The organism is Amycolatopsis sp. VS8301801F10, assembly GCF_046195355.1.
GTDB lineage: Bacteria > Actinomycetota > Actinomycetes > Mycobacteriales > Pseudonocardiaceae > Amycolatopsis.
Genome location: NZ_CP176065.1, coordinates 8,311,133 through 8,335,824, shown reverse-complemented (window position 1 = coordinate 8,335,824; position 24,692 = coordinate 8,311,133). Strand labels below are relative to the sequence as shown.

At 70.8% G+C, this 24,692-nt stretch carries 17 protein-coding genes; 10 read left to right on the top strand and 7 right to left on the bottom strand.

Translation table 11 applies throughout. The features are described 5' to 3' along the window. The first annotated feature begins 110 nt into the window (after positions 1 to 110). Positions 111 to 677 carry a Uma2 family endonuclease gene (locus tag F9C11_RS38120; protein WP_409182202.1) on the top strand — a complete coding sequence of 189 codons (567 nt, stop codon included), beginning with the start codon at positions 111 to 113 and terminating at the stop codon, positions 675 to 677. Between the two features lie 48 nt (positions 678 to 725). Then, positions 726 to 1,385 (top strand): peptidoglycan recognition family protein, encoded by a 660-nt coding sequence (locus F9C11_RS38115; RefSeq protein WP_409182201.1) that lies wholly within the window; start codon positions 726 to 728, stop codon positions 1,383 to 1,385. A 6-nt stretch (positions 1,386 to 1,391) separates the two neighbouring features. Here F9C11_RS38115 and F9C11_RS38110 read toward each other — a convergent pair whose 3' ends face one another. Beyond that, positions 1,392 to 2,699, bottom strand: coding sequence for a glutamine synthetase (locus F9C11_RS38110; protein WP_409187067.1), 1,308 nt, complete (start codon positions 2,697 to 2,699; stop codon positions 1,392 to 1,394). 168 nt (positions 2,700 to 2,867) lie between these two features. Between F9C11_RS38110 and F9C11_RS38105 the strand changes: the two genes are divergently transcribed. The 4 genes from F9C11_RS38105 to lgt all read left to right on the top strand — a co-directional run bounded on the left by F9C11_RS38105 (position 2,868) and on the right by lgt (position 6,545). Continuing rightward, on the top strand, positions 2,868 to 3,146 hold the full coding sequence (locus F9C11_RS38105; protein ID WP_409182200.1) for a hypothetical protein: 279 nt from the start codon (positions 2,868 to 2,870) through the stop codon (positions 3,144 to 3,146). Beyond that, complete coding sequence (locus F9C11_RS38100; RefSeq protein WP_409182199.1) at positions 3,143 to 4,279, top strand: amidohydrolase family protein; 1,137 nt, start codon at positions 3,143 to 3,145, stop codon at positions 4,277 to 4,279. The genes F9C11_RS38105 and F9C11_RS38100 overlap by 4 nt, the downstream gene beginning before the upstream one ends. Further along, on the top strand, positions 4,276 to 5,448 hold the full coding sequence (locus F9C11_RS38095) for a M20 family metallopeptidase (RefSeq protein ID WP_409182198.1): 1,173 nt from the start codon (positions 4,276 to 4,278) through the stop codon (positions 5,446 to 5,448). Before F9C11_RS38100 ends, F9C11_RS38095 begins: the two co-directional genes overlap by 4 nt. A gap of 95 nt (positions 5,449 to 5,543) precedes the next feature. After that, the gene (lgt, locus tag F9C11_RS38090; RefSeq protein ID WP_409182197.1) at positions 5,544 to 6,545 is read left to right on the top strand and encodes a prolipoprotein diacylglyceryl transferase; all 1,002 of its coding nucleotides are present in this window, start codon (positions 5,544 to 5,546) and stop codon (positions 6,543 to 6,545) included. A gap of 325 nt (positions 6,546 to 6,870) precedes the next feature. Here the strand turns inward: lgt and F9C11_RS38085 are convergent, their stop codons facing one another. From F9C11_RS38085 to F9C11_RS38075, 3 genes are read right to left on the bottom strand one after another with little or no spacing between them, the layout of a single operon-like run. After that, entirely contained in the window at positions 6,871 to 7,671 is an 801-nt protein-coding gene (locus tag F9C11_RS38085; protein ID WP_409182196.1) for a hypothetical protein, read from the bottom strand. A gap of 15 nt (positions 7,672 to 7,686) precedes the next feature. Beyond that, positions 7,687 to 9,387: a hypothetical protein gene (locus F9C11_RS38080; protein WP_409182195.1), complete on the bottom strand. Its 1,701-nt coding sequence runs from the start codon at positions 9,385 to 9,387 to the stop codon at positions 7,687 to 7,689. 41 nt (positions 9,388 to 9,428) lie between these two features. After that, positions 9,429 to 9,770: a hypothetical protein gene (locus F9C11_RS38075; protein ID WP_409182194.1), complete on the bottom strand. Its 342-nt coding sequence runs from the start codon at positions 9,768 to 9,770 to the stop codon at positions 9,429 to 9,431. Positions 9,771 to 10,167: 397 nt separating this feature from the next. On the opposite strand from F9C11_RS38075, the gene gltB reads away from it, so the two are divergent. The 4 genes from gltB to F9C11_RS38055 all read left to right on the top strand — a co-directional run bounded on the left by gltB (position 10,168) and on the right by F9C11_RS38055 (position 21,082). Then, on the top strand, positions 10,168 to 14,709 hold the full coding sequence (gene gltB, locus F9C11_RS38070; protein ID WP_409182193.1) for a glutamate synthase large subunit: 4,542 nt from the start codon (positions 10,168 to 10,170) through the stop codon (positions 14,707 to 14,709). 68 nt (positions 14,710 to 14,777) lie between these two features. Next, the gene (locus F9C11_RS38065; RefSeq protein ID WP_409182192.1) at positions 14,778 to 16,286 is read left to right on the top strand and encodes a glutamate synthase subunit beta; all 1,509 of its coding nucleotides are present in this window, start codon (positions 14,778 to 14,780) and stop codon (positions 16,284 to 16,286) included. A gap of 184 nt (positions 16,287 to 16,470) precedes the next feature. Then, the gene (locus F9C11_RS38060; RefSeq protein ID WP_409182191.1) at positions 16,471 to 19,638 is read left to right on the top strand and encodes a hypothetical protein; all 3,168 of its coding nucleotides are present in this window, start codon (positions 16,471 to 16,473) and stop codon (positions 19,636 to 19,638) included. Between the two features lie 52 nt (positions 19,639 to 19,690). Beyond that, complete coding sequence (locus tag F9C11_RS38055) at positions 19,691 to 21,082, top strand: class II 3-deoxy-7-phosphoheptulonate synthase (protein ID WP_409182190.1); 1,392 nt, start codon at positions 19,691 to 19,693, stop codon at positions 21,080 to 21,082. Between the two features lie 30 nt (positions 21,083 to 21,112). Here F9C11_RS38055 and F9C11_RS38050 read toward each other — a convergent pair whose 3' ends face one another. The 3 genes from F9C11_RS38050 to F9C11_RS38040 form a co-directional block, all read right to left on the bottom strand. Beyond that, positions 21,113 to 22,393: a wax ester/triacylglycerol synthase domain-containing protein gene (locus F9C11_RS38050; protein ID WP_409182189.1), complete on the bottom strand. Its 1,281-nt coding sequence runs from the start codon at positions 22,391 to 22,393 to the stop codon at positions 21,113 to 21,115. 117 nt (positions 22,394 to 22,510) lie between these two features. Further along, positions 22,511 to 23,188 (bottom strand): hypothetical protein, encoded by a 678-nt coding sequence (locus tag F9C11_RS38045; protein WP_409182188.1) that lies wholly within the window; start codon positions 23,186 to 23,188, stop codon positions 22,511 to 22,513. Then, on the bottom strand, positions 23,188 to 24,651 hold the full coding sequence (locus F9C11_RS38040; RefSeq protein ID WP_409182187.1) for an SPFH domain-containing protein: 1,464 nt from the start codon (positions 24,649 to 24,651) through the stop codon (positions 23,188 to 23,190). Before F9C11_RS38040 ends, F9C11_RS38045 begins: the two co-directional genes overlap by 1 nt. Positions 24,652 to 24,692 lie beyond the last annotated feature (41 nt).

Below are 24,692 nucleotides of genomic sequence, written 5' to 3'. Positions count from 1 at the left end.
CGGTGGTCGTTCGTACTCTCTCGGTATGCAGAAGAACCGAGGAGGAGAACGGAGATCATGGCAGACTGGACCCGGCACGAAAGACCGAGCGCAGGCGGAGGTGACCCGTGTTGGCCACACCGACGGGACTTGAGTTCCGAGTCACCGCTCCGCCCGGCGGCTGGACGGTGGAAAGCGTTCTCGAGCTGCCCGACGAGGAACGGGCGCGCAACGTCGTCGAACTGGTCGACGGGGTGTTGCACGTGAGCCCGCTGGCGAGGCTCGAGCACCAGAGGCTGGTCGGCCGGTTGTGGGGTCAGTTGAGTCCCGGAGCCGCACCCCGCTGTGAAGTGCTTCCCGGAGCCAATCTCGTGCTGGGCAACCGGAACGACCGGCTGCTCATCCCCGATCTTGTCGTCAGTACGGCACCCGGCCTCGAAGGGGTCAGCCTCACCGAGAAGCAAGTGCTGCTCGTCGCGGAGATCGAATCGCCCTCGACCAGGGTGCAGGACCGGATTCTCAAGAAGGCCCTCTACGCCGAAGCCCTCATCCCGTACTACCTGCTCGTCGACCCGGAGCAGGAAGCCGCCACCGTCTACGCGCTCTCCGACGGCGAGTACCTGCCGCACGCCAAAAGCGAGGGCGGCGTGCTCACGCTGGCCGAACCGTTCCCCGCGGAGCTGGATCTGCGCGGGTGAGCGGCCAGTTGTACGCATCGTGTACGCCGTCCGCGCACAGTGCGGAGCATGGCTTTCGACATCGGACAGGTTCCCCGGAGGACGTTCCTGCGCGGGGCGGCCGGCGTGAGCGCTGCCGCGGCGGCGGGGCTCGTGCTGCCCGGCTTCGCGGACGCCGCGGACGCACCGCGCGTCTACAGCTGTGCGGAATGGGGTGCGCGGCCTCCCGCTGATCCGCTCACCACGCTCGACCATCCCGCCGATCGCGTGCTCATCCACCACATCGACTGCCCCAACAGCACCGACTATTCGCTCGAGCACGCGTTCCAGGTCGCGCGCGACGACCAGGCCGACCACATCGACAACAACGGCTGGTCCGACACCGGCCAGCACTTCACGGTCTCGCGCGGCGGCTACCGCCTCGAAGGACGGCACGGCAGCCTGGACGCGTTGCGCAGCGGGAAAAAGATCGTCCGCGCGGCGCATTGCCCCGGCCAGAACGACAACGCGATCGGCATCGAGAACGAGGGCACTTACATGCAGGTCGCCCCGCCGAAGGCGCAGTTCGATTCGCTGGTGGTGTTCGTGGCGTACGTGTGCCGCCAGTACGGCATCCCGGTGAAGGAGATCAAGGGACACCGCGACTTCTACAACACGGACTGCCCGGGCGACAAGCTGTACGCGATGCTGCCCGAGCTGCAGTCGAGGGTGGCGGCGTTGCTTCGTTGACCGGGTTCAGTGCAGGAAACGCATGGCCTGGCACAGTTCCGCGGGTTCCAGCGATCCCAGCTCGGCCACCTCGGCGCGGCGCACGTCCGCCAACGTGGTGGCCAGCTGGGGTCCGAACGCGGCCCGCAGCACGTCGTCAGCCTCGAAGGCGTCGACCGCCTCCGCCAACGATTCCGGCAACCTCGCGACGCCAGCCGCCGCGGCGTCCGCGGGGGAGAGCGATCCCGGGTCCACGCCGACCGGTTCCGGCAGGCGCGCCTCCGCGTCGATGCCCGCCTGCCCGGCGAACAGCAGTCCGGCTACCACCAGATACGGGTTCGCGGTGAGGTCGAAGCACTTCACCTCCAGATTCGCCGCGGTGTCCCGCTGCCCGGCCGCGCCGCGGACCAACCGCAGCGGCGCTTCCCGGTTTTCCAGCCCCCACGCGGTGAACACGCCTGCCCAATGATGCGGTTCCAGCCGCAGATAGCTGATCGCCGACGGCGCGCCGACCGCCAGCAACGCGGGCAGCCGCCGGAAAATCCCCGCACCGAAGGATTCCGCGGCCGAAGTCAGCCCGAACGGCCCAGTGCCGCCCGAGCACAGGTTCCGCCGGCCGTCCCAGAGGCTCAGGTGCACGTGCCCGCCGTTGCCGACGCCGCCGGGCTCGAACTTCGGCGTGAACGACGCGCGCAGTCCGTGCTCGGCGGTCACCGTGCGGACCGTTTCCCTTGTCAGCACTGCCAAATCGGCTGCCCGCACCGGATCCGTGGCGGGGATCGACAGCTCGAACTGGCCCGCCGCGTACTCCGGATGGATCTGTTCCACCTCCACCCCGCGACGGTCCAAAGTGGACACAACCGCGCGGAGGTACTCGTGGTTCGCGCTCAGCCGCGAGTATCCGTAGGCCGGGCCGGGCAGCGGGACCCCGTCCGCGTCGGTCGCGATCCACTCCAGTTCGAACGCCATCCGCGCGGTCAGCCCACGCTCGGCGAGTCGGGCCACCGCGGTCGCGGCGAGCGCGCGGCTGTCCTGCGGGTGCGGCTGTCCGTCCTGGTCGTAGCGCCACGCCGGGGCCCACGCCCAGCCGGGTTGCCCGGCGAGGACGGTGAGCGCGTCGAGGTCGGGGTGCAGCCGCAGGTCGCCGACGGGGCCGAGGGAGTGCTCGCCGCTCGCGATGCTGTCGGTGCCGAGGAAGAAATCGAACGAGTTGGACGCGCCGACGCCCCACGCGGCCGCCTTCGCCAGCCTCGCCACCGGCACCGCTTTGACCCGCGAAATCCCGGAGTTGTCCACGAAACTCAGCGCGACCAGCTCGACGCCCGCCCCCTCCATCCGGCTGGCGGCGGCAGCGCCGAGTTCCGCGAGCCGGTCGCGGTCGAGTCCCGAAGGGATGGATGGCAAGGCGCGCTCCTTCACAGGACGAGGTTTAACCGGTCGGCGCTGGTTGTTCCCGGCGCCTCGGATGTTCACTGGGTACTCCGCGGGGAACGGAGCGCTTCCGTGTCCGGAAACCGTCCCGAATTACGGCGCACCTTGTCAGTCTGGCAGGCCGTCGCGCTCATGGCACCCAGCATGGCCGCGAACATCAATCCACAGCAAACCGCCGCGGACCAGCACGCCGGATCGGTCTACGCGCTCGTCGGCGCGACCCTCGGCCCGCGCGCGGGCGTCGTGGCCGGTATCGGCCTTCTCGGCACGTACACCTTCTACGCCGTGGTCACCTCGGCACCGGGATTCGCCCGTAGGGTGGGGGAGAGGCTTGCTGAGGGAGACAGATGACCGGACTGCTGGATTTCGTCGCGGACCTGCCGTTGGTCGACCACCATTGCCACGGTGTGCGCACAGGTGACCTCGACCGCGATGGGTTCGAGCGGATGCTTACCGAGGCGGACACCGTGTCGCCGCTCGGGACGTCGTTGTTCGATTCGCTGATCGGCCTCGCCATGCGCGAGCGCTGCGCGCCGGTCCTCGATCTGCCGAAGCACGCTCCGGCCGACGACTATCTCGCGCGCCGTAAAGAACTCGGCGCACAAGAGGTCAACCAGCGATTCCTACGCGGCACCGGCAGCACGGATTACTTGCTGGACGGCGGTTTCCTCCCCGAAGCCCTCACCACCACGCAAGACTTCGCCGAGTTGGCCGACGCCCGCGCGCACGACATCGTCCGGCTGGAACAGGTCGCCGAGAACGTCATTCGCGGCACCACCGCCGCCCGGTTCGCTCAGGACTTCGCCGCGGAGCTTGACCGTCGCACCTCGAATGCGGTGGGTGTGAAGTCCATCGCGGCTTACCGGGTCGGGCTGGAATTGTCCGGGGAACGTCCGGCTCCCGCCGAGGTCGAAGCCGCGGCCGGGCGGTGGCTGGCGCGGGTCGAGGCGGGCGAACCCGTCCGGCTGGCTGACGAGGTGCTGCATCGCCACCTGATCTGGGCGGGGATCGACCGGCGGCTGCCGGTGCAGTTCCACGTCGGCTACGGGGACTCCGACGTCGACCTCCATCGCTGCGATCCCTTGCGGCTCACCGGTTTCCTGCGCGCGACCCGCGAAACCGGCGTCCCGGTCCTGCTGCTGCACAACTACCCGTTCCACCGCAACGCCGCCTACCTCGCGCAGGTCTTCGAGCACGTCTTCGTCGACGTCGGCCTCATCACGCACAACGCGGGCTTCCGCGCGCCCGCGATCCTGGCCGAGACGCTGGAGCTGGCGCCGTTCGGAAAACTGCTGTTCTCGACCGACGCGTTCGGCCTGGCCGAGCTGTACCACCTGGGCACCGCGCTGTTCCGGCAAGGGCTGTCGGACTTCCTGCGCGCCGCGCTCGCCGCCGACGCACTGTCCGAAGTGGACGCGGTCCGGCTGGCTCGCTTGGCCGGACACGAAAACGCGGCCCGGATCTACCGGCTGGAGCGGAAATGAACGACCTCGTCGAGGCCTGGCGCGCCGCGCTGGCCGAGGAATTGCCCGCCGCGGTCGAACTGCGCCATCGGATTCACGCCGACCCGCGCGCGTCCGGCGACGAGGACGACACCGCCCGGCTCGTGGCCGCGGCGCTCGGCGAGGGCGAACGGGTCGCGAAAACCGGACGGCTGATCGAAATCTCCGCACCGCACCCTGGCCCGGCGGTAGCTCTGCGCGCCGAGCTGGACGCACTTCCGGTAATAGAGCGCACCGGGGTCGGGTGGGCGGCGAAGACCGGTCTGATGCACGCCTGCGGCCACGACGTCCACCTCGCCGCGCTGACCGCGGTCTGCCGAGCCGCGCGCCGGGTGGAAGTCCCGCGTCCGCTGTACGCGATCTTGCAGCCGCGAGAGGAAACGTCGCCGTCCGGGGCGCTGGACCTGGTCGAATCGGGCATTCTGGAAGAGCGCGGCATCGACACCGTGATCGGCGCGCACGTCCAGCCGCGGCTTCCGTACGGGGTCGTCTCGGCCGCGCCCGGGCCGGTGAACGCGTCGACCGACGAGTTCGAGGTCGTCCTGCACGGCCAGGGCGGGCACGCCGGGTATCCGCACCTCCTGCACGACCCGGTGCTGGCGCTCAGCCACCTCGTGGTGAGCCTCCAGCAGATCGCGAGCCGCCGGATCGACCCGATGCACGGCGCGGTCTGCACGATCGGCCGGGTGAGCGCGGGCACGGCGGCGAACATCGTGCCGAACACGGCGTCCGCGTTCGGTTCGCTGCGGCTGATGCGCGCGAGCGACCGCGAACGCGCCCTGGAAGCCCTCGACGAGATCGTGCACGCCACCGCCCGCGCCTACGGCTGCACCGCCGACCTGCGGATCAGCCCGTGCGAACCCGTCCTGGTCAACGATCCGGCGCTGGCCGCCGCCGCGCGGACCTGGCTGGAACGCGGAGGCGCGGACGTCGACGTCGATTTCCGGTCCTTCGGCGCGGACGATTTCGCGCATTACTGCGGCGACGGCATCCGCGGCCTGATGCTTTTCGTCGGCCTCGGCGAGACCGCGGGCGCGCCCAGCCTGCACGGCGAAACGTTCCTGCCCGAGGACTCCGCGGTCGGCCAGGTCGCGGACGCGCTGCTCGCCGGGTACCTCGCCGCGGCCTCCGACCAGGAGTATCCGGGCTGACCGGCGGCGGCCGTGACCGGTCCGTGACCGGGTCTTGACCCAGGGTTCCGCGGCACCGGGACCACGACCGGGGCCCGACGCGCTACGGTGGCCGCGTGTACTCCGCAGCATTCCTGGCCACGATCCCGAGCCCCGACCAAGGCGTCTGGCACCTGGGCCCGATCCCGATCCGGGCGTACGCGCTCTGCATCATCGCCGGCATCATCGTCGCGATCTGGTGGGGCGAGCGGCGCTGGGAAGCGCGGGGCGGCACCAAGGGCACCGTCCTCGACGTCGCGGTGTTCGCGGTGCCGTTCGGCCTGGTCGGCGGCCGGCTCTACCACGTCATCACCGATCCCGAGCTGTACTTCACCGAGGGCAAGAACCCCTGGAACGCCTTCGCCATCTGGGACGGCGGACTCGGCATCTGGGGCGCGGTCGCGCTCGGCGCGGTCGGCGCGCTGATCGCCTGCCGCCGCCGCGGGATCCCGCTGCCCGCGATGGCCGACGCGATCGCGCCCGGCATCATCGTCGCGCAGGCGATCGGCCGCCTCGGCAACTACTTCAACCAGGAGCTGTACGGCGCGCACACCGACCTGCCGTGGGGCCTGGAGATCTACCAGCGCTTCAACCCGGAGACCGGGGCCCCGGACGCTCTCGGCGGCATCGCGACCGGGCACATCCCGCTGCCGGAAAGCCCGGTGCACCCGACCTTCCTGTACGAGCTGGTCTGGAACCTGCTCGTCGCGCTGCTCGTGGTGTGGGCGGACCGCAAGTTCAAGCTCGGCCACGGCCGCGCGTTCGCGCTCTACGTCGCGGGCTACACCGTCGGCCGCTGCTGGATCGAGCTGATGCGCACCGACACCGCCAACCACATCCTCGGCCTGCGGGTCAACGTGTGGACCTCGATCCTGCTGTTCCTCGGCGCGATGGCGTACTTCATCGTCGCGGCCAACCGCGGTCCGCGCGAGGCCCCGGAAACGTTGCGCAGCAAGGGAGACGAGCGGGACGACGCCGAGTCCGCTTCGGACGAAACGGCGGAGAAGCCGGAGCCAGGCGAGAACACGGTGGACGCCGGGTCTTCCTCGGGGGAGAACGGCAACCCCGAGAAATCCTGAGCATCGCTCGGCACGTGAGGCCTCGCCCGGGTCGGGCGGGGCCTCATTTCTGTGCGGGCGGCGGAAAGTCCGTGAAGGGAACCCGGAGAGGGTGTTGCGGAATCTGGGTGGTTAGTCGTTGATGTCTACGCCCGCCGGATCCCGGTCAGGATCCGGCGGGCTACGGGGCGGTCCTGCACCGCCGCGGACACACCAGCTAGACGCACACCCGGCCCGATGATCACCACACCACGTCGGCTGCCGCAGTCGACACACCGAGGCGATCACCGCGTTCCGCAACACCCTCTGCGGGAATCAGATTTCCCTTCCCGGACTTCCGCGGGCTTCAGCCGAGGAACGAGCCGCCGAAGTAGTCGTCGTCATCCCCGGGGTCCGGTCGCCGGGCCCGGCGACCGGACGAGGGCGGCGGCTGCGGTGCGGACCGCTTCGGCCGGTCGCCCCGGTCGGCGAGGGGGTCGGCGAAATCGTCCTCCGGCTCGGGTTCCGGGGCGCGATGCCGCGGCGGTGCGGGAGGAGCGGGCGGTTCCTCGCGCGGCGGAGCGGGCGGCGGAGGCGGAGTGCGGTCGGCGAGCGGATTGTCGTTCGAGTACTCGTCGGGCTCCGGAGCGGGCGGCGGCGGGGGCAGCGGCCGGGAGCTGCTCGCCAGCGGGTCCGCGGCGGAGAAGCCGGCGGGCTTGTCCGGCGAGTCCGGATAGGTCGCCCGTCCGGTGTCCGCCAACGGGTTCCCGGCCCCGCCGGTGCGGGCCTCGAGGATTTCCTCGGGGCTCTGGCCCTCCTCCAGTTCCTGGAGGATCTCCTTGGCCTCGCTGAGTTTCTCGTCGGCGAGCGCGCGGACCTCGGGGTCGGCGAAGGCCCGGCCCGCGGCGACGTCCTCCCAGGAGAATTCGCCCGCGTCGACCTTCCGCTTGATCAGCCGCAGCTGCGCGGGGGCGTCCGGACGCGAGGCGGCCCGCTTGATCGCCTCGACCCGCTCCGGGGTGTCGGTTTTGGGCAGCGGGCGGAGCTTGATCTTCTCCAGGTCCTTCAGCAGCTGCTGGGACTTGCGGACCGTCCGGTCGAGCGCGGCCTCGGCCTCCCGCAGCTCCGGCGTCTTCCACGAATCGTCCGCGGTGACGGGATGGGACATCTCGGCAGTTCCTCCTTAGTCGATGCGGCCGTGGATCCGGCCGCTCGCCGAGCGACGGGGCGGATGGGACGGCGGATGGTTCGCGGGCGGGTGGTTCGGCTGCTGCGGCGGATGGCTGGGCTGCTGCGGCGGCTGGTGGTTCTGCTGGTTCTGCGGGGGCTGGTGCTGCGGACCGTCCGGCTGGGACCGCTGGCCCTGCCCGCGCTCGCCGTCCCCCGGCGAACGGTCGCGTTCGTCGCCGGAGCGGCGGTCGCCGGTGTCGCCGGAAGTCCGGTCGCCGTCGTCGTCGCCGCCTTCGCGCGAGCGCCGGTTCTCCGCGTGCGCCTCGCGCGACTCGTTGACGCCGTCCTTGCCCGCCTGCACGGCGTCCTTGGCGTCCTGGCCGATGCCCTTGGCGTTGTCCTTGATGTCGCCGACGTCGCCGCCGATGTTCTTCGCGATGTCGACCAGATCCCCGATGCTGCCGACGTCCTTGATCTTCTGCAGCTGCGACCCGATGTCCTTGATCGAGTTCCAGATGTCCTGGACCCGCGTGATGATGTCCTGGATCATCTCGATGATCGAGATCAGCGCGTTGATCAGCGGGATCAGCTCGGACAGCGCGGTGATCGCGTCGGCGATCCAGCCCGCGATCGGGACGCACGCCTCGGCGGCCATCACCAGCAGCCGGTCGATCAGGCTCTTCAGCAGGTCGAGCGCCTTGGCCGCGAGCTTCTTCGACGTGTCCGACAGCAGGTCGAAGCCCTTGGCGATCAGCGACGCGATCCCGGCCTCGGCGGCGAGCCCGGCCCGCCATCCGGCCTGCACGTACGCCTTGTGCTCCAAGGAAGCCATGCCGTGCCAGGAATCGCTGACGATCTTCTCGTTGGCGACCATCACCTCGGAGAAGGCCTTCATCGCCTCGGAGATGTTGCGCCACGCCTCGGCGTCGGCCGACATCTTCGAGAAGTCGCCGGTGAGCGGTTCGATGAACTGCTGGGTGAGCGTGGTGCCGGTGAACTTCTGATACACCCACTCGACGGCCATCACCTCGACGCCGGCGTCCTTCACCAGCGCCTGGACGTCGTCGCCGGAGGTGTCTTCCGGCGGCTGCAGCAGTTCGACGATCGAATCGCCGCGGTCGAACTCCCCGGCGCTGCCGGGCACCCCGCCGGGCTCGCCGCCCGAAGCGCCGGTGCCGCCTTCTCCGCCGTTGCCGCCGCCCTCGCCGCCTTCGCCGCCCTCGCTGCCGGAGCCGCCTTCGTCGCCGCCTTCGCCACCGGAGCCGCCCTCGTCGCCGCCCCGGCCGCCGCCTTCGTCGCCGCCCTCGTTGCCTCGGTCGCGGCCCCGGCCGTCGCCGCCTTCTTCGCCGCCGTCTCGGCCGTCGCGGCCATCCCGCCCGTCCCGGCCATCCCGGCCATCCCGGCCGTTGCCGTTGTCGCCGCCGGAGTTGCCGCCGGTGCCGCTCGGATGCGTCTGGTCGTCCCCTCCGGACGGACGGCGTCCGCCCGGACCGGTGCCGGGCTGCTGGCCGCCCGGATGCCCGGGCTGGTTTCCGCCCGGAGGCGGCTGGTTGCCGGGATGACCGGGCTGGTTGCCGCCGGGAGGCGGCTGGTTCCCCGGATGCGGCTGGTTGCCGGGATGCGGCTGGTTTCCGCCCGGGCGGGACGGCGGATGCGTCGTCCCCGTTCCCCCGGGGTGGTGGCCGCCGCCGTGTCCGCCGCCGTGCCGTGCCATGTCTGTTCCCCCTCGTCAGAACCGTGTGGTGCGGATGCGCATCAGGCCGCGCCGCGGCCGGAGTCGATGCCGTCGAACTGGTCGACGAACTGCTGCAGCAGCTGCGCGGAATTGGCGTCGTGGCGCGCGTAGGCCTGCGCCGCCTGCTTGACCCCTTCCGACAGCGAGGTGAGCCGCGAGTGTCCGAAGTCGAGCGTGCCGCCGTACAGGTTCGCGACCAGCTGCACCACCGGCTGCAGCACCACGAACAGGCCGGTGAACCCGGAGGTGTCGCACGCGGTGGAGCGCATGTAGTCGTTGATCTTGCTGATCTTCTCGTGGAGGCTGTCGAGCACCTCGGCGTACTGGTTCATCGTCTCGACGTCGACTTCTATGCCGGACATGAAAGAAACCGCCCTCCCCGTGAGCTATTCGGTTGCCGAACACTATGGCAACCGACGGTCACCGAGTGTGGGCGGTTCCCGGAAATTGGTGCGATTACCTGGGGAGATCGGGCGAAGGGGACGAAGCGGGCGCATCGACTTCGTCACGCGAGGGATGCGCCGGGCCGCCCGGGGGCTTATGCTTCGCGGACCGAAGCATCGGGAATCCATCCGGAACTATGTCGTTCCGCGCTGCCGGATCGTTACCGTTCTTCCCCGTTCGGGGAGCTCCGAGGCGCTGCTGGGGTGTTTCCCAGGTGTTAAAGTCGCGCTAACAAGCGGGCCATCGTCGTCCCGTGCGCTCCCCGCGGCCGGTTCGCCGGCCACCGCACGAAACGACGAAGGAGGTCCCTTTTCCATGATCTTCTCCGCCATCCCCGGCAAGCAGGGTCTGTACGACCCGGACACCGAGCAGGATTCCTGCGGCGTCGCCATGGTCGCCGACGTCCAGGGCCGCCGCACGCACGGCATCGTCACCGACGGTCTCGCCGCGCTCACGAACCTCGACCACCGCGGCGCCGCGGGAGCCGAGCCGACGAGCGGCGACGGCGCCGGGATTCTCCTGCAGCTGCCCGACGAACTGCTGCGCGCCGAGGCGGGCTTCCCGTTGCCCGGCCGCGGCGCCTACGCCGCCGGGATCGCGTTCCTGCCCGCCGACGACGAGCAGCGCCGCAAGGCGATCGGCCTCACTGAACGGATCGCCGCCGAAGAAGGGCTCGCCGTCCTCGGCTGGCGCGAGGTCCCGGTGGACACCGACGGCGCGGAAATCGGCCCCACCGCGCGTTCGGTGATGCCGCACTTCGCGATGCTGTTCGTGTCGTCCCCGCACGGCGAAACCGGCCTTGAGCTGGACCGGCTGGCCTTCTGCCTGCGCAAGCGCGTCGAGCACGAAAGCCTCGCGTCCGGCTGCGGCACGTACTTCCCGTCGCTGTCGGCGCGCACGATCGTCTACAAAGGCATGCTCACGCCCGAGCAGCTGCCCCGGTTCTTCCCCGATCTTCGCGATTCCCGGCTCACCAGCGCGATCGCGCTCGTGCACTCCCGGTTCTCCACCAACACTTTCCCGTCGTGGCCGCTCGCGCACCCGTTCCGGTTCGTGGCGCACAACGGCGAGATCAACACGATCCGCGGCAACCGCAATCGCATGCGCGCCCGGGAAGCGCTGCTCGAATCCGACGTGCTCCCGGGCGATCTTTCCCGGCTGTACCCGATCTGCTCGGCCGACGCGTCGGACTCGGCGTCCTTCGACGAGGTGCTGGAGCTGCTCCACCTCGCCGGCCGCTCGCTGCCGCACGCGGTGCTGATGATGATCCCGGAGGCGTGGGAAAACCACCCCACGATGGATCCGGAACGGCGTGCTTTCTACCAGTTCCACGCCAGCCTGATGGAACCGTGGGACGGTCCGGCGTGCGTCACCTTCACCGACGGCACGCTCGTCGGCGCGGTGCTCGACCGCAACGGCCTGCGCCCGGCGCGCTGGTGGCGCACCGCCGACGACCGCGTGGTGCTGGCCAGCGAGGCCGGAGTCCTCGACGTGGCACCGGAAAACGTCGTCGCGAAGGGCAGGCTGCGGCCGGGCCGGATGTTCCTCGTGGACACCGCGGCGGGCCGGATCGTGGACGACGAAGAGGTCAAGTCCGCGCTCGCGCGCAAACAGGCCTACAGCGACTGGCTGCACGCCGGGCTGCTGAAGATCGCCGAGCTGCCCGACCGCGACCACGTGGTGCAGAGCCACGATTCGGTGCTGCGCCGCCAGCTCGCTTTCGGCTACACCGAAGAAGAACTGAAGATCCTGCTCGCGCCGATGGCCGCCAACGGGGCCGAGCCGATCGGGTCGATGGGGTCGGACACCCCGGTCGCCGTGCTCTCCAAGCGGTCGCGGCTGCTGTACGACTACTTCAAGCAGAACTTCGCGCAGGTGACCAACCCGCCGCTGGACGCGATCCGCGAGGAGCTGGTCACGTCGATGAGCCGGATCATGGGGCCGGAGCGCAATCTGCTCGCCCCCGGGCCCGCGTCGTGCCGGCACCTGAACCTGCCGTACCCGGTGATCGACAACGACGAGCTGGCCAAGCTCATCCACATCAACGACGACGGCGACCTGCCCGGTTTCGCCTGCAGCGTCCTTTCCGGACTGTACGAAGTGGACGGCGGGGCGGACGCGCTGGCGGCGGCGCTCGAGCGGGTGCGCCGCGACGCGTCCGAGGCCATCGCGGCGGGCGCGCGCACGCTGGTGCTGTCCGACCGCGATTCCGACCACCGGATGGCGCCGATCCCGTCGCTGCTGCTGGTTTCCGCGGTGCACCACCACCTGGTGCGCACCAAGGAGCGGCTGCGCGTCGCGCTGGTCGTGGAGACCGGCGACGCCCGCGAGGTGCACCACATCGCGCTGCTGCTCGGCTACGGCGCGGCGGCGGTGAACCCGTACCTTGCCTTCGAAACCATCGAAGACATGATCAGCCAGGGCGCGATCACCGGCATCGAGCCGGCGAAGGCGATCCGCAGCTACGTGCAGGCGCTCGTCAAGGGCGTCCTGAAGATCATGTCCAAAATGGGCATCTCGACAGTCGGCGCGTACACCGCGGCGCAGGTGTTCGAAGCCCTTGGCCTGAGCCAGGAACTGCTCGACGAGTACTTCACCGGGACGTCGTCGAAGCTCGGCGGCGTCGGGCTGGACGTGCTCGCCGAAGAGGTCGCGGTGCGGCACCGCCGGGCGTACCCGGACAACCCGACCGACCGGGTCCACCGCGGGCTCGACACCGGCGGCGAGTACGCGTACCGCCGCGAGGGCGAGCTGCACCTGTTCACGCCGGAGACGGTGTTCCTGCTGCAGCACGCGTCGAAGACCGGACGCGACGAGGTCTACCGCAAGTACACCGAAGAGGTGCACCGGCTCTACCGCGAGGGCGGCACGCTGCGCGGGCTGTTCAAGTTCCGCGAGGGCGCGCGCGAGCCGATCCCGCTGGACGAGGTCGAGCCCGCGTCGGCGATCCTGCGCCGGTTCAACACCGGGGCGATGTCGTACGGCTCGATTTCGGCCGAGGCGCACGAAACCCTCGCCATCGCGATGAACCGCATCGGCGGCCGGTCCAACACCGGCGAGGGCGGCGAGGACCCGGAGCGGCTGTACGACCCGCAGCGGCGCAGCGCGATCAAGCAGGTCGCGTCCGGCCGGTTCGGCGTCACCAGCGAGTACCTCGTCAACGCCGACGACATCCAGATCAAGATGGCGCAGGGCGCGAAGCCGGGCGAAGGCGGGCAGCTGCCGCCGAACAAGGTGTACCCGTGGATCGCGCGCACCCGGCATTCGACGCCGGGCGTCGGGCTGATTTCGCCGCCGCCGCACCACGACATCTACTCCATCGAGGACCTGGCGCAGCTGATCCACGACCTCAAGAACGCCAACGAGAAGGCCCGGATCCACGTGAAGCTGGTGTCCTCGCTGGGCGTCGGCACGGTCGCGGCGGGCGTGTCCAAGGCGCACGCGGACGTCGTGCTGATTTCCGGGCACGACGGCGGAACCGGCGCGTCGCCGATGAACTCGCTCAAGCACGCCGGGACGCCGTGGGAGATCGGGCTCGCCGAAACGCAGCAGACGTTGCTGCTCAACGGTTTGCGCGACCGGATCACGGTGCAGGTGGACGGCGCGATGAAGACCGGCCGCGACGTCGTGATCGCGGCGCTGCTCGGCGCCGAGGAATACGGCTTCGCGACCGCGCCGCTCGTCGTGGCGGGTTGCATCATGATGCGCGTCTGTCACCTCGACACGTGCCCGGTCGGCGTCGCCACGCAGAGCCCGGAGCTGCGCAAGCGCTACACCGGACAGGCCGACCACGTGGTGCGGTACTTCGAGTTCGTCGCCGAGGAAGTGCGGGAAACCCTGGCACAGCTGGGATTCCGCACCCTCGACGAGGCGATCGGGCACGCCGAGATGCTCGACACCGACGAGGCAGTGCGGCACTGGAAGGCCTCGGGGCTCGACCTCGGCCCGATCTTCGAGATGCCCGCCGAAACGCCGTACGGCGGGGCGAAACGGCGGGTGCGCGAACAGGACCACGGCCTGCAGCACGCGCTCGACCGCACGCTCATCCAGCTCGCCGAGGCGGCGCTGGAGGACGCGCATCCGGTGCGCCTGGAACTGCCGGTGCGCAACGTGAACCGCACTGTCGGTACGCTGCTGGGCTCGGAGATCACCCGCCGCTACGGCGGCGAGGGCCTGCCGGACGACACGATCCACGTGCGGCTCACCGGGTCGGCCGGGCAGTCGCTCGGCGCGTTCCTCCCGCGCGGCATCACGCTGGACATGGTCGGCGACGCCAACGACTACGTCGGCAAGGGCCTGTCCGGCGGCCGGATCGTGGTCCGCCCGCACCCGGCCGCGAGCTTCGCCGCCGAACAGCAGACGATCGCGGGCAACACGCTGGCCTACGGCGCGACGTCCGGCGAGATGTTCCTGCGCGGCCAGGTCGGCGAACGGTTCTGCGTCCGCAACTCCGGCGCGACGGTCGTGGCCGAGGGCGTGGGCGACCACGCGTTCGAGTACATGACCGGCGGCCGCGCGGTGGTGCTCGGCCCGACCGGGCGGAACCTGGCGGCCGGGATGTCCGGCGGCAGCGCGTTCGTGCTCGACCTGGACCGGGCGAAGGTCAACCAGGACATGGTGGACCTGCTTCCGCCGGACGCCGAGGATCTGGCCTGGCTCAAGCAGATCGTGCAGAAGCACCACGACCTCACCCGCTCGGCCGTGGCCGCGTCGCTCCTGGGCGACTGGACCCGGCGCGCGGCGGCGTTCACCAAGGTGATGCCGCGCGACTACCAGCGGGTCCTCGATGCGGCGAAGGCAGCGCGTGCGGCCGGCCGCGACGTCGACGAAGCGATCATGGAGGCAGCTCGTGGCTGACAAGTGGCGGAGCCGCGGCTACGAGTGCCGGCTGGGCGCGGGTATCCCGCAGAACACGGAGGCGGCTCGTGGCTGACCCCACCGGTTTTCTCAAGTACGAACGGCAGGAACCGAAGAAGAAGTCTTACGAGGAACGGCTTTCCTCGTGGGGCGAGGTCTACGCGGACGTGCCGCCGGAGGAGCGCAACGAGCAGGTGCGCACGCAGGCGTCGCGGTGCATGGACTGCGGCATCCCGTTCTGCCATTCCGGCGGTTCCGGCTGTCCGCTGGGCAATCTGATCCCGGAGTGGAACGACCTCGTCCGCCGCGGCGACTGGGCGGCGGCCAGCGATCGCTTGCACGCCACCAACAATTTCCCGGAGTTCACCGGGAAGCTGTGCCCGGCTCCGTGCGAGGCGGGCTGCGTGCTGTCGATCTCGCCGCTGTCCGGCGGACCGGTGGCGATCAAGCGCGTCGAGGAGACGATCGCGGCGCAGTCGTGGGAAGCCGGATACGTGCAGCCGCAGGTGTCCGAGGTGTCCTCGGGCCGCAAGGTGGCCGTCGTCGGCTCCGGTCCGGCCGGGCTCGCCGCCGCGCAGCAGCTGACCCGCGCGGGCCACGAGGTCACCGTGTTCGAACGGGACGACCGGCTCGGCGGCCTGCTGCGGTACGGCATTCCCGAGTTCAAAATGGAGAAGAAGGTCCTCGACCGCCGGCTCGCGCAGCTGCGCAAGGAGGGCACGAAGTTCGTCACCGGCTGCGAGGTCGGCGTCGACCTGTCGGTGGAGGACCTGCGCGCGCAGTACGACGCGGTGGTGCTCGCCGTCGGCGCCCTGCGCGGGCGGGACGACCGCACGACGCCGGGCCGCTCGCTCGACGGCATCCACCTGGCGATGGAACACCTGGTGCCGGCCAACAAGTTCGTGGAGGGCGACGGCCCGTCCCCGGTCGACGCGAACGGCAAGCACGTCGTGATCATCGGCGGCGGCGACACCGGCGCGGACTCCTACGGCACCGCCACCCGGCAGGGCGCGCTGTCGGTCACCCAGCTCGACCAGTACCCGATGCCGCCGCAGACCCGCGACGACGAGCGGTCGCCGTGGCCGACGTGGCCGTACATCCTGCGCACCTACCCGGCGCACGAGGAAGCGGGCGAGCGGAAGTTCGCGGTGGCCGTGAAGCGCTTCGTCGACGACGGCAACGGGCACGTCAAAGCCGTGGAACTGCAGGAAGTCCGCGTGCGGAAGGACCCGGAAACCGGCCGCCGCGAGGTCATCCCGGTCACCGAAGAGGTCGAAACGCTGCCCGCGGACCTGGTCCTGCTGGCGATCGGCTTCGAAGGCGTCGAGGAAATGCCGCTGCTGGAGGGCCTGGACCTGACCCTGAACCGCCGCGGCACCCTGTCGTGCGGTTCGGACTGGCAGACGGAAACCCCCGGAGTCTTCGTCTGCGGCGACGCCCACCGAGGCGCGTCGCTGGTCGTGTGGGCCATCGCGGAAGGCCGCTCGGTGGCGGCCGCGGTGGACACCTTCCTGACCGGTGCTTCGGACCTTCCGGCTCCGGTGCACCCGACCGCATTGCCGCTCGCGGTGGTGTGATCCCCCCTGGCTCGGGCCCCGGCGCAACGGCGCGCCGGGGCCCGTTTCTTTCCCGTGCTGACCGGGCAGTCCCCCCCGGCGGGCAAGCAGGTTCGGCAGCGACGCTGTCCGGTGCCGCCAGGGTCGGCTTCCCGCCAAGCCGACCCGGTTCGTGAGAAGCTGAGCTGTCGGAGGGGGTCTCCAGGTGGACGAGCGGATCACGAACCAGGTCCTGGGTCCGGTGACGGGCAAGGTCGTGCAGATCGGCCACGCCGAGTCGGTCGTCGTCCACGCGGGGTCGCCCGCCCGGTCCCGCTACCGGCAATGGGTCCGCCAGGTGGCTCCGGAACACCTCGTCGGCCGCGAGACGGAACTGGCCGAACTGGCCCGGTTCTGCACCGCTCCGGACGGCGCTCCCGCGTACGCGTGGTGGCGCGCGGCTCCTTGGACGGGCAAGTCCGCCCTGATGGCCTCGTTCGTGCTCTCGCCGCCCGAGGGAGTCCGGGTGGTGTCGTTCTTCGTCACGGCGCGTTCGCTCGGCGACGACACCCGCGAGGCCTTCGTGGACGTCGTCCAGGAGCAACTGGCCGAAGTCCTAGGCGCGGCGAAGGATCCCGAAGCGCGAAACCTCAACGCGGTCTTCGCCGAAGCCGCCGCGCACTGCCGGAATCGCGGCGAGCGCCTGGTGCTGGTGGTCGACGGCCTGGACGAGGACCGCGGCGCGAGTTCCGGCGGGCACAGCATCGCCGCGCTGCTGCCGTTCCCCGAAAACGGCCTGCGCGTGATCGTCGCGAGCCGCCTGAACCCCGACGTCCCGCCCGATGTACGCAGTGATCATCCGTTGCGGGCGCCCGGCATCGAGCGCCTCCTGGCGCCTTCGCCCGCGGCCGTCGCGGCGAAGGCCGACATGGAGCGCGAACTCGACGCGCTGCTCCAAGACCAAGAGGACCTGCTGGGCTTCCTGGTCGCGGCTCGCGGCGGACTCAGCAGCGACGACCTGGCACAGCTGACTCAGCGCCGCCCGCGCGACGTCGAACGGGTCCTGAACAGCGTGGCCAGCCGGTCGTTCACCCGCCGCCCGGCGCATTGGCGGCCCCGCGAAGCCCCGGCGGTTTTCCTGCTGGGCCACGAGAATCTGCACCGCGAGGCCGTCGAAGCCTTCGGCGCCGAACTGTCCCGTTACCGCGAGGCGATCGACGAATGGGCCGCCGGATACCGGTCGGCGGGCTGGCCGCCGGGCACTCCCCAGTTCCTGCTCCGCGGCTACTTCCGGCTCGTCCAGGAAAGCGGCGACGTGGCGACCCTCGTGGACCTTGCCGGAGACCCGGCGAGGCACGAACGCCTGCTCGACGTTTCCGGCGGCGATCTGGCCGCGATGGGAGAGCTGGAGGCCGCCCGCACGGCCTTGCTCGCGTCCGCCGAACCCGACCTGGTCCGGTTGATCACCCTCGACACGTACCGCGACAACTTCCGCGACCGCAACAAGATCACGCCGGTCCGCCTGCCCGCGGTATGGGCCGCGCTGGGGCAGTTCGACCACGCCGTGGCGCTGGCGCAGGCCATGACCGATCCCCGGTCGCGCACGCGAGCACTGCTCGAACTCGCCGGTGAGCTGGCCCGCGCCGGACAGGCCGAGCGAGCCGAGCGGCTGGCCGACGACGAACACGACCCCGAGCTGCGCGACTCCGTGCTCGCCGAAACCGCGGTGGCGCTGGTGCACCGCGGAGACCCCGCGGCCGCCGCGCGGATCGCGGACCGGGTGAGCGCGGATCAGCGCCGGCGGATCGCCGCCGTCGCCGAACCGGACTTCTCCCGGGCCGGGCAGCTGGCCGGGGAGATTTCCGGGGAAGACCTCCGGGACCGGACGCTCGGCGAACTGGCGGTCCGGGCGGTCGAAGACCTGGACGCGGCCGTCGAACTGGCCGGCGCCGTGACGCACGAACTGCGCCGCCGCGAGATCTTCGACGAGCTGGCGGATCGGCTCGTCCGGCGCGGCGAAGCCGACCGCGCCCGAGCGCTCGCGCGGGAGCACGGTTCCGCCGGAATGCTGTTCCGCCTCGACCTCATCGCCGAATTGGCCGCGTCGGACAACCCGGCGGGAGCTGTCGGCCCGAGGCTCCCCGAGGGGGACCGCGAGTACACGTTCGTGCCGGTCCTGATCGAGTTCCTGGCCGGGACCGGCAGGCTGGGGGACGTCCCCGCGGTGCTGGATTCGATGGCCAACCCCTTCGCCCGGCGCGAAGCGACCACCCGGTTCGTCCGGGCGCTGGCAGCCGCGGGCGAGGCCGGCCAAGCCTTCCACTGGACCGCCCAGTACCCCGCCGCCCGCCGGTCGTCCTTCGACCTGGGAGCCGAGGCGGACCGGTTCGTGATCCTGGCGGACGCCCTGCTGGCGGCGGGGGATCGCGCCCGCGCGCGGCAGGCGGCGGAGCGGGCGGAAGCGCTGACCCGCCGTCCGGTCGACGACCCTCGTGCGGCGGCGGCGATCAGCGCGCTGAGCAAAACTGTCGTCGCGGCCGGAGACGTGCGCCGGGCGGAGCTGCTGGCTCCGCTGGTGCAGTCGGAGCTGCAAGGGCTGGCCCAAATCAGGTCGCTGGCGAGCCTGCTCGCCGAAAGGGGGGATCCGCGGATCGCCGAGAAGCTGATCCGCGGCGTCGAGTTTTGGTCGGCGATGCGAGAACCCGTGACCCTGCTCGCCCGCCGGCTCCGCGCCGAGGGCGACCGCGCCGGGCTGGCCCGGATCGCGGACTACGTCCGGAGCCGAGTGAAGGAGGCGCCCCCGGACGGGTCCGGCTGGAACGAATCGCGCGCGGCCATCGTGATGCTCGCGGCCGTGGGCGAACCCGCTGAGCTGGTCCGGCTGGTGGCCGCCCGCCCGGAGGAGGCCAACCTCGGCTTCGCGATCGAGGACGCGATGGCGAACCTGGCGGCCCGGGGAGAGGCCTCCGCGGCTCTCGAGCTGTGCGGATACCTGGACGAGCGCGACGTGGTCCAGGCCCGGCGGGTTCTCGTCCGGGGCCTGGCCGCGGCCGGGCATCTCGGCCAGGCCGAAACCGTGCTCGAGAGCGTCGGGAACGAGCAGGAACGCGAACGGCTCACCCTGGCGTTCCTGCCGGAACTCGCCCGGCACGACCTGCCCCGCGCGCTCGCCCGGGCCCGGCTGGTCGAATCCGCGGAGGACCGCGCCCGGCTCCTGGTCGAAATCTCCGCCGCCGCCCCGCCGGGCGAACGCCGCCGGATCCTCGCCGAAGCGGTCGCCCTCGACCACTGGTCCGTCATCGTCCCCGCACTGGACACGGACGAACTGGCCGGTCTCCTCGACGTGGCCGACCGGTTCGGGGCCCTCTACCGCCAAGACGCCCCGGACGCGTGACCCTCGCCGCCCACCGGCTCCGGCTTGAGCGGCAGACCCTATCCTGAGACGCGTGAACTGGACAGTCGACGTTCCCGTAGACACTCTCCCCGAGCTGCCGCCGTTGCCTCCTGAGCTGCGGGACCGCCTCGACACCGCCTTGTCGCTGCCCGCCGCGCAGCAGCCGGAGTGGCCGGACGCCGCGCTGGCCAAGCGGGTGCGCGGCGTGCTGGAGAGCGTGCCGCCGATCACCGTGCCCGCCGAGATCGACCGGTTGAAGAGCCGGCTCGCCATGGTGGCCCGCGGGGAGGCGTTCCTGCTGCAGGGCGGCGACTGCGCGGAAACGTTCGAGTCCAACACCGAACCGCACATCCGGGCGAACCTGCGCACGCTGCTGCAGATGGCCGTGGTGCTCACCTACGGGGCCAGCCTGCCGGTGGTGAAGGTCGGCCGGATCGCGGGCCAGTACGCGAAGCCGCGCTCGTCCGGCACCGACGCGCTCGGCCTTCCGGTCTACCGCGGCGACATCATCAACTCGCTCGTCGCCAAGCCGGAGCTGCGGGTGCCGGACCCGGGCCGGATGATCCGCGCGTACGCGAACGCCGGCGCGGCGATGAACCTGGTCCGCGCGCTCACCGGGGCCGGCATGGCCGACCTGCACCAGGTGCACGACTGGAACAAGGACTTCGTGTCCTCGTCGCCGGCGGGGGAGCGGTACGAGGCGCTGGCCGCCGAGATCGACCGCGGCCTGCGGTTCATGAACGCCTGCGGCGTCACCGACACCTCGCTGCAGTACACCGAGATCTTCGCCAGCCACGAGGCGCTGCTGCTCGACTACGAGCGCGCGATGCTCCGGCTGGACCAGGCCGACGCGGCGAACCCGAAGCTGTACAACCTGTCCTCGCACTTCCTCTGGATCGGCGAGCGCACCCGGCAGCTCGACGGCGCGCACATCGCGTTCGCCGAACTGCTGGCGAACCCGATCGGGCTCAAGATCGGCCCGACCACCACGCCCGAGCAGGCGCTGGAGTACGTCGAGCGGCTCGACCCGCGCAGCGAACCGGGCCGGCTCACGCTGATCTCCCGGATGGGCAACGGCAAGGTCCGCGAGGTGCTGCCGGCGATCGTGGAGAAGGTCGAAGCGTCCGGGCACAAGGTCATCTGGCAGTGCGACCCGATGCACGGCAACACGCACGAATCGTCCACCGGCTACAAGACCCGGCACTTCGACCGCATCGTGGACGAGGTGCAGGGTTTCTTCGAGGTGCATCGCAAGCTCGGCACCTACCCGGGCGGCATCCATGTCGAGCTGACCGGCGAGGACGTCACGGAATGCCTGGGCGGGGCGCAGGAAATCTCCGACATCGACCTGTCCGGCCGTTACGAGACCGCCTGTGACCCCCGGCTCAACACCCAGCAGTCGCTGGAGCTGGCGTTCCTGGTCGCGGAGATGCTGCGCGGCTGATCTTCCGCCTCGTGGGTGCCGGTTGGGTGCTCACGAGGCGTCCAGCAGTTCGGCCGTCGATTTGGCGACGGCGTCTCGCAGCGACCCGAGGTCGGCCACGGCGTCCGCGTTCGCTTGTAGTCCGATGTGGACATTGTCCTGCCAGTGCGCGACCGCGATGCCCACCGCTTGGTGCGGCGCGAGCGGCACGAACGGGTAGACCTCGGTCAGCGGCGCGCCGCCGAGCGCGTACCGGGCGGGCGGAACCGGCACGGTCGTCACCACCAGATCGAACAACAGCGGCGCGGCCAGCCCGGCCGTTCGCGTCCCGAGCCGGTGCAGCACGGCGGGCATCCGGTCGGCCAGCAACGGAAAAGCTCCGGCCCCGCGAGAAGGCCCGGCAGCCTTGTTGCGCGTCATCGCCGCGCGCACCTCGGCCAGCCGTCGCACCGGATCGTCCGTTCCGATCGGAAGATCGCACAAATAACCGGAAAGCTTGTTCCCGCCCCATTGCTCGGCCGCCCTCCCGCGCACGCTCACGGGAATCAGCGCGCGCACCGACCGTCCCGTCGCGCGAATGCCGCGATTGATCAGCCATTCGCGCAACGCACCCGAAAGCACCGCGAGGACCACGTCGTTCGTGGTCCCGCCGTGCGTTCGCCGGATCCGGCGAAGATCAGCCGAGGCCAGCCGGGCGAAACCGAGGCGTCGTCCGGCGGTGGCGGGTGCGGCGAACGGGAGGCACGGCGGACGGGTCGCCCGGACTACCGACGACGCGATTCCCGCTGTCTCCACCACATCCCGCGCCGCGTCAAGCGGCGTGCGCGGCCGCGGAACCGCCGGTGCGGGCTCCGGAAGCGGCAATCCGTCTAGGAGTCCTACCGTGACGGCGTACGCGCCCGCTCCGTCGGTGAGCGCGTGGTGCAGCTTGAGCAACACCGCGAAGCTTCCGTCCGGAAAACCCGTCACCACAGCGAGTTCCCACAACGGACGGTGCGGGTCGAGCGGTTCGGCGAGCCACTTCGCCGCGAACTCCGGCAGCGGGTCCGGATCGTACAGGGTGGTCAGCCGGTGGTGCCGAATGTGTTTCACCGCCTGGAAATCCGGGTCGTCCACCCAGGCCGCAGAACCGGGCGGGAACAGCCGGGCGCGGACTTTCCGGCGCAGCGGCGGAATATTCGCCGCGCGCCGCGCGAGCAGCGCGGACAGCCGGTCCGGGTCGATCGGCGCGTCCGGCGCGAACACCAGTGCCGCACCCATCTGCATCGGCGCGGTTTCCCGGGAAAGGCAAAGAAAAGCGACATCGAGCGAGCTGAGCGGGACAGGCGCCATGGTCCACCTTCCAGCGTCCGGCGTCGAGGGCGAATGTCGAGGGCGAAAGTCACGACACTACTCGGGTGTGACCGGCGGACGGCCGTTATGTTTCCCGGACGCTAATTCCCCGGAATTTCACTCTCCTGGGGCACGGCGCCGCTGCGGCAGGCCAGGCCCGGCGGACTCGTGCACCTCCGCGGCGATCTGACGCAGCGCGACGCCGTTGCCCGGCCGTTTCGGCAGCCCGGGCCACAGTTCGCCGGCTTCGAGCGCCGCGGCGCGCAGCCGTCCGCCGTCGAGTTTGGTGTGCGTTTCCGGGATCTCGCGGTCGAGCCACTGCACGATCACCTTCAGCGGACCAGCGCTGGGCAGCGGCCACACGAACACCGGATGCTCGTAGTGGAAGTCCGACCCGCTGCCTTCCTCGACGCGCAGCACCGGTTCGTGCGGTTCGCCCGCGCTCGGCACCGAAACGGTTTCGGAACTGGCCCGGCCGCCGTCCGGGAACAGCACGCCGACCAGCAGCGAGTTGTAGTCCGGGATCCGCCGGTGGCCGATCAGCGGCGCGCCGTCCATCCGGTCGCGCGAGTACACCGCGATCCGCAGCGTCATCGCCTCCGGCCACACCTCGACCGCGCGCAGCGCCACGATGGTGCGCTCGGAGCGGCCCAGCGGCGTCGGCCACGGCACGAGCGCGGGCACGATGTGGTCGGCCGGCGGACCGGTCCACGGACGGCCCTCGTAGCCGAACAGCTCCCGCTCCCGGACCGGGAACACGGGTCGCTCGCGAGGACCGTCCGTGAAGAAGCTCATCAGTCCTCGCGAGCCGCGGAATCGGGCTGCTTGGTCCCCATGGCGTCCATCAGCTGGCGGGCGAGGCCGAGGCCCGTGCCGCCGAGGGAAAGCGCCTTGGTGAACATGTCCGACATCCCGTCCGCGCCGTTCAGGACCACCATGTGGTCGACATTGCCGAAGGCCTGCGCGCCGGCTTCGACGATTTCCGGCCAGCGCTCGGCCAGCTGTTGTGCTACCACAGCCTCCTGGTTCTCCGCCAGTGCAGCCGCGCGCGCCTTGATCGACTCGGCCTCGGCGAGCCCCTTCGCCTTCGCTGCTTCGGCTTCGGCCAGACCCTTGGCTTTCGCCGCTTCGGCGTCCGCGAGCCCCTTGGCCTTGGCCGCCGCCGCTTCGGCCTCGCCAGTGGCCTTCGTCGCGCTCGCGCTGGCTTCCGCGCGCGCCTTCGTGGCCTGCGCTTCGGCCTCCGCCGCGGTCTTGACCCGGGTCGCGTCCGCGCCCGCCCGCAGCTCGGTTTCCTTCGCCTGTGCTTGCGCGCGGGCGATTTGCGCGTCGCGTTCCGCGTCGGCCGTGGTGCGCGTTTCGTACGCCTTCGCGTCGGCCGGTTTGCGGACCTGCGACTGCAGCCGCTGCTCGGACAGCGCCGCCTCGAGTTCGGCGGCCCGGGTCTCCTGGACCACGACCTCCTGGCGCGCGGTCGCCTCGGCCAGCGGACCGGACTGGCTCGCCTTCGCCTTGGCCTGGTCCACCTCGGCCTGGTACCCGGCCTGCTGGATCTGGCTCTCCCGGATCGCGCCCGCCTTGCGCGCCGCCGCGATCTGCTCGGCCTCGGTGGCTTCCTGGTCGCGCTGCGCCTCGGCGATCCGCGCGGCGGCGGCGATCGCGGCCGCGTGCGGTTTGCCGAGGTTGACGATGTAGCCGGACTCGTCGTCGATCTCCTGGATCTGCAGCGAGTCCACGATCAGCCCGAGCTTGATCATCTCGGTGGCCGACGACTGGCGGACCTCGCCGGTCAGCGCGTCGCGGTTGTGGATCATCTCCTCGATGGTCAGCCCGCCCACGATCGAGCGCAGATGCCCGGAGAACAGCTCGTGGATGGTGTCGTTCATGCCCTTCTGCTGGTCGAGGAACCGGCGGGCGGCGTTCGCGATCGAGGCGAAATCGTCGCCGACCTTGTAGATCACGACCGCCCGCACGGTCACCGGAAGACCCTGTTTCGTCACGCACGAGACCTGCAGGTTCACGCCCCGGGTGTCCAGCGACAGCCGGCGCGCGGTCTGGAAGCCGGGCAGCACGTTCACGCCGCGTCCGGTGACGATCTTGAACCCGAGGCTGTCGGCGGTCTCGCTGCGCTCGACCCGGACGCCCCAGCCGGAGATGATGAGCGCCTCGTTCGGCTCCGCCACCTTGTAGAGGATCCGCAGGAGCCCGAACAGCAGGATCACGGCCACGACCGCGATCACCGCGATGACCCAGATTTGCATCGCCCTCGCCGCACTTTCCGTAGTCAGCTGGAACGGCGCTC

Bases quoted from the DNA above. Each gene is read 5' to 3' on its own strand.
- F9C11_RS38115 (WP_409182201.1), top strand. From the start codon at position 726: ATGGCTTTCGACATCGGACAGGTTCCCCGGAGGACGTTCCTGCGCGGG.
- F9C11_RS38110 (WP_409187067.1), bottom strand. From the start codon at position 2,699: ATGGAGGGGGCGGGCGTCGAGCTGGTCGCGCTGAGTTTCGTGGACAAC.
- F9C11_RS38100 (WP_409182199.1), top strand. From the start codon at position 3,143: ATGACCGGACTGCTGGATTTCGTCGCGGACCTGCCGTTGGTCGACCAC.
- F9C11_RS38095 (WP_409182198.1), top strand. From the start codon at position 4,276: ATGAACGACCTCGTCGAGGCCTGGCGCGCCGCGCTGGCCGAGGAATTG.
- F9C11_RS38085 (WP_409182196.1), bottom strand. From the start codon at position 7,671: ATGTCCCATCCCGTCACCGCGGACGATTCGTGGAAGACGCCGGAGCTG.
- F9C11_RS38080 (WP_409182195.1), bottom strand. From the start codon at position 9,387: ATGGCACGGCACGGCGGCGGACACGGCGGCGGCCACCACCCCGGGGGA.
- F9C11_RS38075 (WP_409182194.1), bottom strand. From the start codon at position 9,770: ATGTCCGGCATAGAAGTCGACGTCGAGACGATGAACCAGTACGCCGAG.
- gltB (WP_409182193.1), top strand. From the start codon at position 10,168: ATGATCTTCTCCGCCATCCCCGGCAAGCAGGGTCTGTACGACCCGGAC.
- F9C11_RS38050 (WP_409182189.1), bottom strand. From the start codon at position 22,393: ATGGCGCCTGTCCCGCTCAGCTCGCTCGATGTCGCTTTTCTTTGCCTT.
- F9C11_RS38045 (WP_409182188.1), bottom strand. From the start codon at position 23,188: ATGAGCTTCTTCACGGACGGTCCTCGCGAGCGACCCGTGTTCCCGGTC.
- F9C11_RS38040 (WP_409182187.1), bottom strand. From the start codon at position 24,651: ATGCAAATCTGGGTCATCGCGGTGATCGCGGTCGTGGCCGTGATCCTG.